We start from the raw sequence: 14,458 nt of genomic DNA, 5'->3' as shown, positions 1-14,458 counted from the left end.
AATGAACTTCTCTCTCATTATTTGCACCTATATGAGACCACAACCATTGTTGAGGTTGCTAAATTCGGTTGAATCGCAAACCTTATATCCAAATGAAATTTTAATCATTGATGGTTCTACAAATAATGAAACTAAGCAAATATTAAATAAAATTCCTTTTAAGAATCTTAAATATTTTAAAGTAGAAGGCAGCCAAAGAGGATTAACAAAACAGCGAAACTTTGGGATACAGGAAGCGTCCAATGAATCTGAAATAATATGCTTTTTAGATGATGATACGTTTTTAGAAAACGATTATTTCGAACAATTACTTACAACGTATTCTCTATATCCAAACGCCATGGGGGTTGGAGGTTATATTACTAACGAAGTTGTTTGGACAAAGTCAGAAGGACAAACGTCTAAAAAGACATTCTTTTATGATGGCTTCGAACGCAATGAACCCTTACGTTTTAAAGTAAGACGTTTTTTTGGTTTGCACCCCAATACACCACCATGTGTGTTACCAAAATTTTCTCATGGAAGAAGCGTTAGTTTTTTACCACCTTCTGGTAAAATATATCGAGTGGAACAGTTTATGGGCGGTGTATCGTCTTTTAAAAGAGAGGTGTTTGACAAAATAACTTTTTCAACCTATTTTGAAGGTTATGGCTTGTATGAAGATGCCGATTTTACTTTGCGACTTTCAAAGTTAGGAGAATTATACGTTAATACCTCTGCACGATTAAGTCATCATCACGACGAATCAGGAAGACCCAACAAATTCAAATACGGAAAAATGGTTGCTAGAAATGGTTGGTACGTGTGGCGCGTTAAACATCCTAACCCTAATTTTAAAGACAGATTTAAGTGGAATTTAACATTTATATTACTAATGAAACTTAGATTTATAAATGTGCTTACTTCAAAAAATAAAATGGAAGCATTAACAGAGGGCTTTGGTCGTTTTTTTGGATGGTTATCTTTATTTTATAATAAACCTACGGTCGAAAGATGAATTTTTTAATTATTTCTCATGTTCTACATAAAAAGCAAAAAAATAAATTGTTTGCTTATGCACCTTATGTTCGTGAAATGAATTTATGGTTAAAACATGTGGATAGTGTTACAATTGTTTCGCCTCTTGCAAAAAATGAAGAGTTGACACCTATTGATATACCTTATCAACACGAGAATATTAATATAAATACTATTCCTCAAATTCAGTTTACATCCATTAAAACATTAATGGTTTCTCTATTTAAACTACCAACTATTTTGTATGCTATTTTTAAGGCTTGCAAACGCGCCGATCATATTCATTTACGCTGCCCAGGAAATATTGGGCTTTTAGGCTGCATAGTTCAAATTTGTTTTCCAAAAAAAATTAAAACTGCTAAATATGCTGGTAATTGGGATCCCAAAAGCAAGCAACCTTTAAGTTACAGGTTTCAAAAATGGTTATTAAGCAATTCGTTTTTAACTAAAAATATGCACGTATTGGTTTATGGCCATTGGGAAAATAAAACAAAAAATGTTAAACCGTTTTTTACGGCTTCTTTCTCTGAAAAAGATAGAGTTAAAATTGAAAAACGGGAATATAATAACAGATTACACTTTGTTTTTATAGGTACTTTGGTAAAGGGAAAACGACCACTTTTTGCTATTAAATTAGTTGAACAACTAAAAAAAGAAGGCAAAAATGTTTTTTTGGAATTTTACGGTGAAGGTCCTTTAAAAAAAGAGCTCAATGATTATGTTATTAAAAATGGATTAGGAAATGTGGTTGAATTTAAAGGTAACCAAGACGCATCAATAGTTAAAGAGATTTTAAAAAAGGCTCATTTTTTAATACTGGCCTCAAAGTCCGAAGGTTGGCCCAAGGCCATTGCTGAAGCCATGTTTTTTGGCACCATTCCTATTGCAACTAAAGTTTCATGTGTGCCTTTTATGTTGGATTATGGGAAACGCGGAATTTTGATTGAACATAATCTCGAAAGCGCAGTAAAAAAGATACTTGAAAGCTTAAAAAACTACGATTTAAAACTAATGTCTATATTGGCAAGTAATTGGTCTCAAAATTATACTTTAGATGTTTTTGAAACTGAAGTGGCAAAATTACTAAATAGCTAATGCGAATATTACAATTAATAGATTCTTTACAAACAGGAGGTGCCGAACGAACATCGGTCAATTACGCAAATTTATTGGTTGGTTTAGTTGATGAATCGTATTTGTGCGCAACACGAATGGAAGGTGCGTTAAAAAATACTTTGCATAAAAATGTAGGGTATCTGTTTTTAAATAAAAAGAGTTCCATGGATTTTAATGCTATAAAAACTTTGAATGTATTTGTAAAAACGCATAACATTAATTTGGTACATGCCCATTCAACATCTTATGTACAGGTAGCTATTTTAAAGCTTTTTAATCGCAATATAAAGGTAATATGGCACGACCACAATGGCAATAGAGGTTCCAACGGATTATTTGAAAATATAGTGCTAAAGGCCTGTTCGCTTTTTTTTAACGCAGTAATTGTGGTAAATACCAGTTTAAAGCTTTGGGCAGAAAAAAATTTGTTTGTTAAAAAAATATATTACCTATCTAATTTTTCTGTTTTAAAAGGAGAAAATCAGCATACCACCTTAAAAGGAAAACAAGGAAAGCGGATAGTTTGTGTAGCAAATTTAAAACATCCCAAAAATCATATATTGCTGCTTGAAGCCTTTGAAAATATTTTAAAAAAGACAACAGATTGGAGTTTGCATCTCATAGGCGAAGATTTTAAAGATGCGTATTCCAATCAGATAAAAGTATTTATTGATGAGAATGGTTTGAATCAAAACGTTTTTGTTTATGGTTTAAAAGAAGATATAAGCTATATTTTATCACAATGTGAAATTGGAGTGCTGTCATCATCATCAGAGGGTCTACCGCTGTCATTGGTTGAATACGGATTAGCAAAACTAGCCGTTGTTGCAACAAATGTTGGGGATTGCAATAAGGTCATTTCAAAAAAAACGGAAGGTATATTGGTAAATCCCGATGATGTTGATGCATTTTCAAAAGGTTTGTTAAAATATATCAATAATAAAGACAAGCGTAAACAAGCAGGAGAAATGCTATATAAGCATGTAGCAAATAATTTTAGCGCTAAGAAAAATGTAGAGCAATTAATTTCAATTTATAATAAAGTTTGAAACAGTATAGTTACATAACCTTAATGCTGTTTCATCTGGCTTTGGGTGTCGGCATATTTATTTTTAAACCCTTATCTAAAGTCTATTTTATTGCCATTTTAGCAATTTGCTTGTATAGTATCGTAAATGCTTCAGCAAAAAAAAGATTTATATATGTGTTGGGGTCTTGTGCGTACGTGGTTGGAGCCGAGGTGTTTTTAAGAATGACGGGAGGTAATTTATTGTACGAAGCATCAAAGTATTTTGTTATTTTATTTGTTTTATTAGGTATGTCTTTGGGTGATGGTGTTAGTAAAAAATCATATATATATATCATGTATATTTTCGCCTTAATACCTGGGGTTATTGTGGCAGTCTATACTTTGGGTTTTGAAACCAATATTAGGACAGCCATTGCTTTTAACTTAAGCGGACCAGTTTGTTTGGGCATCGTAGCGGTATATTGCTATAAACGAAATGTTTCAATTGTAGTTTTACAAAATATTTTATTGGCAACTATTTTGCCAATAATAACTACAACAACGTATCTTTTTTTATATAGCCCCAGTATAAAATCAGTTTTGTCAGGCACGGGCTCAAATTTTGCAGCATCGGGTGGCTTTGGTCCTAATCAAGTCGCAACTATCTTGGGCCTAGGGGCTTTTTTATTGGCTGCCAGATTGTTTTTGCAATCCAAAACACTTTTTTTAAAGGTTTTAAACATTTCAATTTTAGCCTTAATGACGTATAGGGCCATTATTACATTTAGTAGAGGCGGTGTTTTTGTCGCCGTTGTAGCTATTTTAGTTTTTATAGCTGTGTTTTATTTTAAAGCGACTTCTAAAACAAAACTTCGTATTACATTTACATTACTAATTTTTGGTTTGGGCATCATGTCAACATGGTTTATAAGCTCTTTTAGTACAGAAGGCCTAATCGATAAGCGTTATAGTAACCAAGATGCGTTAGGACGTGAAAAAGAAGATATAACTACAGGAAGAACAGGATTGCTTGCTAACGAATTAAACGAATTTTTCGAAAACCCCTTTTTAGGTGTTGGCGTGGGTAAATTAAAGGAGTTGCGATTTGAAAAGGAAGGCATACAAGCAGCATCGCATAACGAAATGAGTAGAATTGTTGGTGAACATGGTTTTTTTGGGGTGGTGGCTTTTTCTATATTATTACTAACACCCTTGTTTTTAAGGTTCAAAAACAAAAAAAACATATATTTCTACTCTTTTTATCTATTTTGGTTTTTAACCATAAATCATTCATCCATGCGTATCGCGGCACCGGCATTTATTTATGGGTTGTGTTTGTTAAATATTCAGTATGAAAAACGGACGAATCAAAGGAGCGCGTCAATTAAAATACATCATCGCGAATAACAAATGACATCGAACCCATTAAAAAGCAATAAAACTTTAACAGATGAAAAACCTATTGTACATAGGCAACATATTATCAAAAAAGGGTAAAACAGTAACCTCTATTGAAGTTTTTGGGAAGTTGCTTGAAGCTGAAGGTTTTGCAATTAAATCAGCGTCAAATAAGACAAACAAGGTCTTTAGAATGGTAGATATGTTATATCATGTAATGAAGTACAGAAAAGAAACACATGTTGTGCTAATCGATACCTATAGCACTTCTAATTTTTATTACGCGTTATTTGTAAGTCAATTATGCAGACTGTTAGACTTAAAATACATGCCAATATTACATGGCGGCAATTTACCCAATCGATTAAAATCGCATCCTAAATTATCAAAAGCTATATTTAATTATGCTTATAAAAATGTGGCGCCATCAAAGTATACACAATCTAATTTTGAAGCATTGGGTTATTCAAATATCATTTGTATTCCTAATAGTATAGAAATTAAAAATTATCCATTTAAAGCACGACACTTTGATAAAGTAAAATTATTATGGGTGCGTTCGTTTTCAAAAATCTATAATCCGTTACTGGCTATACAAGTTTTAAAAGCTTTAAAAGACGAACACATTGAAGCCGAACTTTGTATGGTTGGGCCCGAAAACGACGGGAGTTTAAAAGAAGTAAAAAAACTTGCCGAAAACCTTAACGTAAAAGTAACTTTTACCGGAAAACTGGAAAAAGAAGCATGGATAAAATTATCAGAAAACTACAATATTTTTATAAATACCACCAATTTTGACAACATGCCTGTAAGCGTTATTGAAGCCATGGCGTTGGGTTTGCCTGTAGTTTCTACCAATGTGGGTGGTACGCCTTATTTAATTACCAATGAAATTGATGGTATTTTGGTAGAACCTAATAGTATTGAACAGTTTACAAATGCCATAAAAACAATTAAAAACCAACCCGAACAAGCAAATTTAATGATAACTTCTGCCAGAGAAAAAGCAGAACAATTGGATTGGCATACCGTTAAAGGCCTATGGATTAACCTCTTAAAATAATTAGAGCATAATTAAATTAACTTACTATATTTATAGCTTCTCGATTTTCACTTAAGCATGTCAAAAAAAGGAATTCATTTTAATATTTCCGAACGTAAAGTTCTGCTGCGAATATTCGATATTATTTCTGTGCTTAGTGTATTGTATTTTGTGAGTCATACATTCAATTTTGACTATTTTACCATGACCAAAGAAAACTGGACTTGGGTTTTTGTTTTAACGATTTATATATTGGTTTTTGGCACTATTTTCGAATTGTACGATTTACAAAAAGCAAGCAAAATTGAAACGGTGTCTGCCAATATTGTACTAACGGTGTCCATTACCGTTTTGTTCTATTTTTTAACACCATTTTTCACACCTATATTACCCGTAAATCGACTGCAAATCCTATACTTTTATTTCGCTATTTTATTTGCACTTTTTGTTTGGAGATGGGCATACATAACCTTTGTGGTATCGCCGAGGTTTTATAAAAAAGTACTTATAGTGGGCGAAACATCCAATATTCAAGCTATTGTTGAGGCTTTTAATGTGGCAGACCCCAATTATAAAATAGTGGGTTTTATTAATTGTGAAGCTAATAAAACCGATAAAGTTAAATTTAAAGGCATTGTTGAATATAGTCCCAAACAAATTTATCAGGTTATTAAAGATGAAAGCATTTCTGAAGTTGTAATTGCCAGTTATAATTCCGAAACGATAACGCCAACCATTTATAAAGACCTTATTACGCTTTTAGAAGGCGGGTTTCCCATAAAAGAATACACACAGGTTTACGAAGATTTAACCCGTAGAATTCCCATACAATTCATCGGAAAGGATTTTTATAAGTATTTTCCATTCAGCCGAAGCAACCAAAATAAACTGTATTTGTTTTTCCATCGATTTTTCGATATTCTCATTTCGATATTAGGTGTTTTATCTGGACTTATTTTATTACCCGTAATTCTTATAGGAAATGCTATTGGGAATAGAGGACCGCTTTTATATTCCCAAGAACGGATTGGTAAAAACGGAAACCTCTTTAGGATTATTAAATTTAGAACCATGATTAAAAATGCTGAAAAGGAAGGCGCGGTTTGGGCGCAGAAAAATGATGTTAGAATTACAAAATTCGGTAATTTTTTACGACATTCAAGGTTGGACGAAATTCCTCAATTTTGGAATATCTTAAGGGGTGATATGAGTTTGATTGGCCCAAGGCCGGAACGTCCGTATTTTGTTAGAGAACTATCACAAATTCTTCCGTTTTACGAAACCCGACATATTATAAAACCCGGGTTAACAGGTTGGGCTCAGGTAAAAACCAGATACGGCTCATCGGTTGATGATAGCCTTCTTAAGCTTCAATACGATTTATATTATATTAAACACCGAAGCTTTTTTTTGGATGCCAATATTCTTGTAAAAACACTAAGTACCGTTATATTTTTTAGAGGACAGTGATTCAATATTCAGTCGCAGTCTCAGTATTCAGTCGCAGTTTTCGATCAATTATATTTTCGGTTTAAACGCTGTGCGTCTTTGTGAATCTCAGTAAGCTTATGGGTAATAGTTCAGTCATAGTACTTAGAAAGTTATCAGTCATCAGTCTACGGTCTTCTGTCATCAATCATTAAAGTACTTTATCAAATACACATATCTAATAAAAAGTGCGATTAAAAACGGAATTAACCCAATGGCAAATACCTGTACGCCAATGAGCCAATGTAGGGTCATTAAACAAAGTAAAATAACGAGCAGTTTTAAATACTTAATAAACCAGTTGCTCGGTTTCTTTTTTAAGAGTTGCGGTATCATCAATAAATTAAGCGCAAAAGCCCAAAGCAAATTGTAGTTTTGGTGCGTACCGGTGTGGTCGGTAGCTAACCAAAGTAGTAAAATAAAAACGCCAACAACGCCTGTAATGCTGAACAAAACAACGTCTAGCCATGTGCTGCGTTTTTTGTTTTTGCGGTCGTTGTAAGTGATATATAGTATAAGCAACCCGATAACTCCAAAAACAAATAAAGGACTGGTAAAAAACGACGTTGATGTAACTCTATTTTTTTGTTGAAAAAGTATTTTGCTTTCCTTTACCAAAGGCTCGTTATTGGTTTTAATAGTGGCATTTTCAAAGAATTTATAAATATTCTCCGGTAAAAACATGTGCTGTTCGGGTGTTGCTTTTCTGTCGATTACGGACCCTAAAGCCACATCAATCCCCAAACTTCCCCAAGAATTTTTGTTGAGGTTATTATGAATTAAAGTTCTGAAAGTTTCTGGTTTAAAGTCTTTGGGAACGTTAAAACTAATGTTGTTATTTAAAGCAATGTTGGCAACATCTTTAATTTTAGTAGCGCAATTATCAAAAAAGAATTCATACAAATACGCTCTGTTTTCGGGCTTGTAATTATCGACTAAAAAACTATAAAGTCTTTGTTTTTGGGGTTGTGAAAGATTTAAAACCTGTTCTTTTATAGTTCTGTTGTAATAGGAATATGCGCTGTAAAACCTTTGGAAATCATCTTTACTAATTAAATATTGAAGCTTTCCTTGTGCGAATTTTAAATAGAAATTAGGCGTATCGAAATCATATTCGCCATAGCCAAAAACCACATCTAAACCGGTTGTTTTGTCTTTTATTCTAAACGCACTATGCCCAAAAGCATCATTTAAAGACTCGCCGGGACCAATAGTTAATACACTAACTACGGCTTGGTTTGATAATTCAACCTGTTGCCCAAATGAAGTTTTAATACATAAAAGAAGACCTAAAAGAAGTAGTGCTTTTTTCATTTAAAATTATTTTTATTTATCAAACGCGTATTATAAACTTACCTAAAAATACCCAAATCGAGTTTTAATGAAAACACATTCGAATACAAGGCCACACTTTGATCGCCAATATCTGTAAACGCATAATCTATTTGAACGCCGTTATATTTAAAACCTACGCCAAAACTGGGTTGAAAGCTCAATTGCTCGGTGTTATCAATTTGAAGTTCATTTTGAAAATTACCAACCCCGGCACGTAAATAAACCATATCTACATAGCCAAACTCAAATCCCAAAGCGGGGTTAATACTGGCGAACGACGACGAAATAACATCGTTATTTTCTTCAAACCGAACATTCAAATTAACCGATGTTAACAGCGTGTAATCTACATTAAAATCAACTAATTTCGACATGCCTATTTGTAGTTTAGGAATGGTAATTTCGGTTGTTTCGGGTAATTCCTGGTTTTGTCCGGCAACGGCATTTTGTATTTTGGCAAACTCGTCTTCATCAATAGCCCAAGCATTAAATGTGGTGGTGATATCGCGCGCCATAACACCAAATTTCCAATTGTTTTTGGTTTCAAACTGAACACCAACATCAAAACCAAAACCCCAAGACGCTGCGAAATCGCCAATAATCCGTCTTATAATTTTTGCATTTATCCCGTAATTTAGACCTTGAACCGGAAGTTTTCTGGCATACGAAAAGGTTAAGCCGTAATCGGCTGTCGAAAACAAACTAATTCTGTCGTAATTAATATTACCTTGCGCATCAATGAGTTGAGTGGTGTTTAAGATATCGTCAACCGCAAAGCGAATTAGCGAAATGCCCACAGCACTTCTATTATCAATGGGCATAGCAAAGGCCGCATAATCGTAATTGGCAATATTGGCAAAGTAACTGGAATGCATTAAAGCGAGTTGATTGTCTTCAAGATGTAATAGGCCCGCAGGATTCCAATAACCCGAATTCACATCGTTGGTATGTGCCGTAACCGCGTTGCTCATGCCTAAAGCCGCGGCATCAACACCAATATTCATAAACTCGTTGGAATATTTTCTAACGGTTTGAGCGCATAGAGTTAATGTTAAAAAGCAAAATATTGTGGTTATGTAAGCCTTCAATCGCTATTTTTTTTACAAATATGCATATAATTTATCACCTAATAAACTTGAAATAATAATAGATATTGTTTGATAGTTGTTTTTCACAACAATAGTTTGTTATTTTTACAGCTCTAAAATTATATATTTATGAAGCGATATATTCCGAATGCACTCACTCTTTTAAATCTTTTTTCAGGATGTATTGCCGTAATTTTCGCCGTTAACGATAATTTTGTAGCCGCGGCTTTGTTTGTGTTTCTCGGTATTTTCTTTGATTTTTTTGATGGCTTTGCAGCACGAAAACTAAACGTGCAAAGCGAATTGGGTTTACAGTTGGATTCGCTGGCCGATGTGGTTACCAGCGGATTGGTGCCAGGGATTATAATGTTTAAATTGTTGGAAATTGTTGAGTCAGGTTGGGGAGAAATTGATTTATCTGTTGGTTTTGGATTGCCGATAATTCCGCTTTTAGGGCTGTCAATCACACTTGCATCAGCTTATCGATTGGCAAAATTCAATATCGACACCGAGCAACAAAGCTATTTTAAAGGCCTGCCAACACCAGCAAATGCTTTGCTTATTTTATCGCTGCCACTCATTATGGAATACCAGAATAGCGATATAATTAACGCCATAATTTTAAATAAATGGTTTTTAATTGGTGTAACTGTTTTTAGCTGTTGGATACTAAACGCAAACATAAAGCTGTTCGCCTTAAAGTTTAAAGATTGGAGTTTTAAAAACAATGTGACACGCTATATTTTTATACTGTTATGTGTAGTGCTTTTAATGGTGTTGCAGTTTGCGGCCATTCCAATTATTATAATACTTTATATTTCCATGTCTGTTTTAGACAATCTAACTTCAAAATAAAACAAATGGCATCAGGATTTTTTGCAATATTCGACGACATAGCGGTTTTAATGGACGACGTGGTTGTAATGAGTAAAATAAGTACCAAAAAAACGGCAGGTATTTTGGGTGACGATCTAGCGGTAAATGCCGAAAAAGCGACAGGGTTTGTATCCTCAAGAGAGTTACCCGTTTTGTGGGCAATTACCAAAGGATCTTTTTTAAATAAATTAATCATTTTACCCATTGCCTTTTTGCTTAGTGCTTTTGCGCCTTGGGCGGTTACATTGGCTTTAATATTGGGCGGTGTGTATTTGGCTTTTGAAGGCGCCGAAAAAATATACGGGTTTTTTGTGCCCCACGAACATGCTAAAGTGGAAGTTAAACCTGAAAACCTTTCTAAAGAAGCTATTTTAAAAACCGAAAAAAGTAAGATTAAATCGGCTATTCTTACCGATTTTATTTTATCTGTAGAAATTGTAATTATCGCTTTGGGCACGGTTTTGGGCAGACCAATTTTGTTTCAAATTATAGTGGTTTCCATTGTTGCCATTATCGCCACCGTTGGTGTTTACGGTATTGTGGCGCTTATTGTAAGAATGGACGATTTTGGTTTTAGGCTGGTAAGAATGAGCCGCAAAGAAAAAAGTGTTTCAAAGTTCATCGGCAATTTTTTAATAAATGCATTGCCTGTTGTAATTAAAAGTTTAGCGGTAATTGGTACGATAGCTTTACTGTTGGTTTCGGGTGGTATTTTTGTTCATAATATAGAGTTTTTGCATCACTTTTTAGAGGTGCTACCTTCTATTTTAAGGGATTTTATTGTTGGGTTGTTGGTTGGCTTAATTTCGGTTTTCGTGGTTAAGGCTTTTAAGAGTGTTTTTAAACGAAAAGGTAAAAACGGATAAAATATTACTTTGAATAATTAGGAAGCTCAAAACTTTGCTATTTGTCATTCCTGCGCAGGAATGACAAATAAAAGAATAGTTAGAAAATTAAGAAACAACAAAGTCACTTTAAAGTCTCATCAATCTACACTGTTTAGGTTTACATAAAACCAAAATATATTATTCAAGGTAGAATAATTATTAGTCTTTTTGTGGATTCCTGCCTGCGCAGGAATGACAAACAACTTAAAAACGACGACAAAGCTAACCAATAAAAAATAATCAAATAAGCCTTAGGCTTTACTCACGGATTTTCTTTTTACGCAACTCAAAATTCTGTCCTAAATACACTTTTCGCACCATCTCGTCTTCGGCTAATTCTTCTGGTTTTCCGGCTTTTAAAATGCCGCCTTCAAACATTAAATAAGTTCTGTCGGTAATAGCCAAGGTTTCCTGCACGTTGTGATCGGTAATTAAAATACCGATATTTTTTTTGGTAAGTTGCGCCACGATACGCTGAATATCTTCAACCGCCACAGGATCAACGCCAGCAAATGGTTCATCTAAAAGTATAAAACTCGGGTCGGTTGCCAAGGCACGCGCAATTTCGGTACGCCGGCGCTCGCCACCGGAGAGTAAATCGCCACGGTTTTTACGAATATGGCCAAGTCCGAATTCCTCAATAAGCGATTCCATTTTATCGTGCTGTTGCTTTTTACTCAGCTTTGTAAGTTGCAACACGCTTAAAATATTATCTTCAATACTCAGTTTTCTAAATACCGATGCTTCTTGCGCCAAATACCCAATACCATTTTGCGCCCGTTTGTACATGGGGTATTTGGTAATTTCGGTATTGTCTAAAAAAATATGGCCACCATTTGGTTTAATTAACCCCACAATCATGTAAAACGAGGTGGTTTTACCAGCACCATTTGGACCCAAAAGCCCCACAATTTCACCTTGGTTTACCTCAAGGGAAACATCTTTTACAACTTTTCGTCCGCTGTAGGACTTCATTAAATTTTCGGCTCTTAAAATCATAATTGCAATAACGTAAATTTTAATTAATTATTGGCTTCTAAAGCATCCCAAAATTCGTAAGCTTTCCGCAAATGCGGAATAACAATGGTGCCACCAATTAAATTCGCAATACTTAAAGTTTCAACAACCTGTGCTTTTGGTATGCCTTCTTTATAACAGGTTTCAAGATGGTATTTTACACAATCGTCGCAACGTAAAACCATAGATGCCACCAAGCCTAAAAGCTCTTTTGTTTTAACATCTAAAGCCCCTTCCGCGAAAGCGTTGGTATCTAAATTAAAGATGCGTTTAATAACTTTATTGTTATCGGCAAGAATCTTATCGTTCATTCTCTGGCGATACTCATTAAATTCGGTAACGATATCAGACATGTTGTTTTTCTTTTCTTTTTTGATTTCTAACGACTACTTTAGAGATGTAAATACTTATTTGATATAAGATAATAATAGGGATAGCTACTATAACTTGACTGGCAATATCTGGAGGCGTTATAATTGCTGAAAGTATGAGCACAACTACAAGCGCATATTTTCGGTATTTTCTTAAAACTTCTGGAGTTACTAAACCTATTTTGGTTAAAAAATAGATGATGATGGGCAGCTCGAAAATCAATCCGGAGGCCAATGCCGAAGATCGCACCAAAGCAATGTACGAGCCAATATCAATTTGATTGTCTACCGCATCAGAAATGCTGTAATTGGCTAAAAAGTTTAGTGATAAAGGCGTTACAATATAATAGCCAAACAATACCCCAATAAAAAATAAGAGTGATGAAATGATGATGAAACCACGCGAATGCCGGCGTTCGTTTGAATGTAATCCGGGGCTAATAAATTTCCATAATTGGTAAATAACGTATGGGAAGGATATGATGAAGCCTCCTAAAATAGCGGTCCAAATATCTGCCGAAAACTGGCCTGCCATAGTTCGGTTTTGCAGTATCATAGGCATTTCCTCGGCACAAAACGTAGTTTCTAGACCTATAAAGTTTGCTGCATTACATAAAAAATTATAGGTTGGAAAACTCATTTCCAAGGGTGCAAAAATAATCTCATCAAAAATAAATCGGCTAAAAATAAAAGCCAAAGTGGCTACGCCAATTACGGCAATACAAATTCTTATTAAATGCCACCGCAAATCTTCAAGATGGTCTAAAAAAGACATCTCATTAATATTCTTTTTCGCCATTATATAATGCCTTCTTTAATTAAATCGTGTAAATGAACTACGCCTGCGTAATTGCCGTTATCTTCAACAAGTAACTGAGAAATACCGTTGGTTTCCATCACTTCTAAAGCATCAACAGCCATGGCGTCTACGTTAATATGCTTGGGGTTTGCGCTCATAATATCTTTGGCGGTTAAGGTAGAAAAATCATCAACTTTTGTTAGCATTCTACGTAAATCACCATCGGTAATAATACCTATAATTTTTTCGTTTTCAACTACGGCAGCAACACCCAACATTTTTTCTGAAATTTCGATAATTACCTCTTTTATGCCCGTATTCAGATGTACTTGTGGCTTTTGATTAACAGAGGAAATATCGTGAACCCGTAAATACAATTTCTTTCCTAAAGCACCACCGGGGTGATATTTTGCAAAATCGTTGCTCGAAAAACCTCGTAACTCCAATAAACAAACGGCGAGCGCATCGCCCATTACCAATTGTGCCGTAGTACTTGTTGTTGGTGCCAAATTATTGGGGCAGGCTTCCTGCTCGACATAAGCGTTTAAAACAAAGTCTGCCTGTTGCCCTAAAAATGAATCTGTGTTACCTGTAATGGCAATCATTTTGTTTTTGGCACTTTTAATTAAAGGCACCAAAACTTTTATTTCCGGTGTGTTTCCGCTTTTGGAAATGCAAATCACCACATCGTCTTTAAGAATTAAGCCTAAATCGCCATGAATAGCATCGGCGGCGTGCATAAAAATGGCAGGCGTTCCGGTAGAGTTTAAGGTGGCTACAATCTTATTGGCAATAATGGCACTTTTGCCAATTCCCGTGATAATAACACGCCCTTTGGAGTTGTAAATAAGTTTTACCGCATCGGCAAAATCATCGGTAATAAGAGTGGCTAAGTTAGAAATAGCCTTACTTTCCATTTCAATGGTGTGTTTGGCAGTACCAATAATAGAAATTTCTTCTTTCAAAATTTATTATATTTTTTGGTTGAAGCTTTAAAGATTTTGTTATCTTTAAA

The 14,458-nt window shown here is 34.5% G+C and carries 14 protein-coding genes; 8 read left to right on the top strand and 6 right to left on the bottom strand.

Translation table 11 applies throughout. The features are described 5' to 3' along the window. Window position 1 precedes the first annotated feature (1 nt). Genes RNZ46_RS01580 through RNZ46_RS01555 form a run of 6 tightly spaced genes read left to right on the top strand, consistent with a single transcriptional unit; the run spans window position 2 to window position 7,052 of the window. A complete protein-coding gene (locus tag RNZ46_RS01580) occupies window positions 2-997 on the top strand; it encodes a glycosyltransferase family 2 protein (RefSeq protein WP_316983640.1) in 996 nt (331 codons plus the stop codon). Next, window positions 994-2,112 (top strand): glycosyltransferase, encoded by a 1,119-nt coding sequence (locus RNZ46_RS01575; protein WP_316983639.1) that lies wholly within the window; start codon window positions 994-996, stop codon window positions 2,110-2,112. The genes RNZ46_RS01580 and RNZ46_RS01575 overlap by 4 nt, the downstream gene beginning before the upstream one ends. After that, window positions 2,112-3,182 carry a glycosyltransferase family 4 protein gene (locus RNZ46_RS01570; protein WP_316983638.1) on the top strand — a complete coding sequence of 357 codons (1,071 nt, stop codon included), beginning with the start codon at window positions 2,112-2,114 and terminating at the stop codon, window positions 3,180-3,182. The genes RNZ46_RS01575 and RNZ46_RS01570 overlap by 1 nt, the downstream gene beginning before the upstream one ends. Continuing rightward, complete coding sequence (locus RNZ46_RS01565; protein WP_316983637.1) at window positions 3,179-4,549, top strand: O-antigen ligase family protein; 1,371 nt, start codon at window positions 3,179-3,181, stop codon at window positions 4,547-4,549. Before RNZ46_RS01570 ends, RNZ46_RS01565 begins: the two co-directional genes overlap by 4 nt. Window positions 4,550-4,592: 43 nt before the next feature. Then, a complete protein-coding gene (locus RNZ46_RS01560) occupies window positions 4,593-5,603 on the top strand; it encodes a glycosyltransferase family 4 protein (RefSeq protein ID WP_316983636.1) in 1,011 nt (336 codons plus the stop codon). 57 nt (window positions 5,604-5,660) lie between these two features. After that, window positions 5,661-7,052, top strand: a complete 1,392-nt coding sequence (locus RNZ46_RS01555) for a sugar transferase (RefSeq protein WP_316983635.1) — start codon at window positions 5,661-5,663, stop codon at window positions 7,050-7,052. A 162-nt stretch (window positions 7,053-7,214) separates the two neighbouring features. Here the strand turns inward: RNZ46_RS01555 and RNZ46_RS01550 are convergent, their stop codons facing one another. Together RNZ46_RS01550 and RNZ46_RS01545 are read right to left on the bottom strand one after the other, a co-directional pair. Then, window positions 7,215-8,384, bottom strand: a complete 1,170-nt coding sequence (locus RNZ46_RS01550) for a lipoprotein N-acyltransferase Lnb domain-containing protein (protein WP_316983634.1) — start codon at window positions 8,382-8,384, stop codon at window positions 7,215-7,217. Between the two features lie 38 nt (window positions 8,385-8,422). Next, window positions 8,423-9,493: a putative type IX sorting system protein PorV2 gene (locus tag RNZ46_RS01545; RefSeq protein ID WP_491546687.1), complete on the bottom strand. Its 1,071-nt coding sequence runs from the start codon at window positions 9,491-9,493 to the stop codon at window positions 8,423-8,425. 129 nt (window positions 9,494-9,622) lie between these two features. Here RNZ46_RS01545 and RNZ46_RS01540 point away from each other — a divergent pair, with 129 nt between their 5' ends. Both RNZ46_RS01540 and RNZ46_RS01535 read left to right on the top strand, forming a co-directional pair. Next, entirely contained in the window at window positions 9,623-10,348 is a 726-nt protein-coding gene (locus tag RNZ46_RS01540) for a CDP-alcohol phosphatidyltransferase family protein (RefSeq protein ID WP_316983633.1), read from the top strand. A gap of 5 nt (window positions 10,349-10,353) precedes the next feature. Continuing rightward, window positions 10,354-11,235 carry a DUF808 domain-containing protein gene (locus tag RNZ46_RS01535; protein WP_316983632.1) on the top strand — a complete coding sequence of 294 codons (882 nt, stop codon included), beginning with the start codon at window positions 10,354-10,356 and terminating at the stop codon, window positions 11,233-11,235. Window positions 11,236-11,514: 279 nt separating this feature from the next. Here the strand turns inward: RNZ46_RS01535 and lptB are convergent, their stop codons facing one another. The 4 genes from lptB to RNZ46_RS01515 are packed head-to-tail and all read right to left on the bottom strand — an operon-like array spanning window position 11,515 to window position 14,360. Next, window positions 11,515-12,255, bottom strand: coding sequence for an LPS export ABC transporter ATP-binding protein (gene lptB / locus RNZ46_RS01530; protein ID WP_316983631.1), 741 nt, complete (start codon window positions 12,253-12,255; stop codon window positions 11,515-11,517). 23 nt (window positions 12,256-12,278) lie between these two features. Continuing rightward, window positions 12,279-12,626, bottom strand: a complete 348-nt coding sequence (locus tag RNZ46_RS01525) for a carboxymuconolactone decarboxylase family protein (protein WP_316983630.1) — start codon at window positions 12,624-12,626, stop codon at window positions 12,279-12,281. Further along, a complete protein-coding gene (tatC, locus tag RNZ46_RS01520; RefSeq protein ID WP_316983629.1) occupies window positions 12,619-13,443 on the bottom strand; it encodes a twin-arginine translocase subunit TatC in 825 nt (274 codons plus the stop codon). The genes RNZ46_RS01525 and tatC overlap by 8 nt, the downstream gene beginning before the upstream one ends. Continuing rightward, window positions 13,443-14,360, bottom strand: coding sequence for a KpsF/GutQ family sugar-phosphate isomerase (locus tag RNZ46_RS01515; protein WP_316984948.1), 918 nt, complete (start codon window positions 14,358-14,360; stop codon window positions 13,443-13,445). The genes tatC and RNZ46_RS01515 overlap by 1 nt, the downstream gene beginning before the upstream one ends. Between the last annotated feature and the right edge of the window lie 98 nt (window positions 14,361-14,458).

The sequence above is a fragment of the Hwangdonia lutea genome, from assembly GCF_032814565.1.
GTDB classification, from domain to species: Bacteria; Bacteroidota; Bacteroidia; order Flavobacteriales; family Flavobacteriaceae; genus Hwangdonia; species Hwangdonia lutea.
The sequence above is the reverse complement of the archived record's forward strand: the minus strand, read 5'-3'. Positions and strand labels throughout refer to the sequence as shown.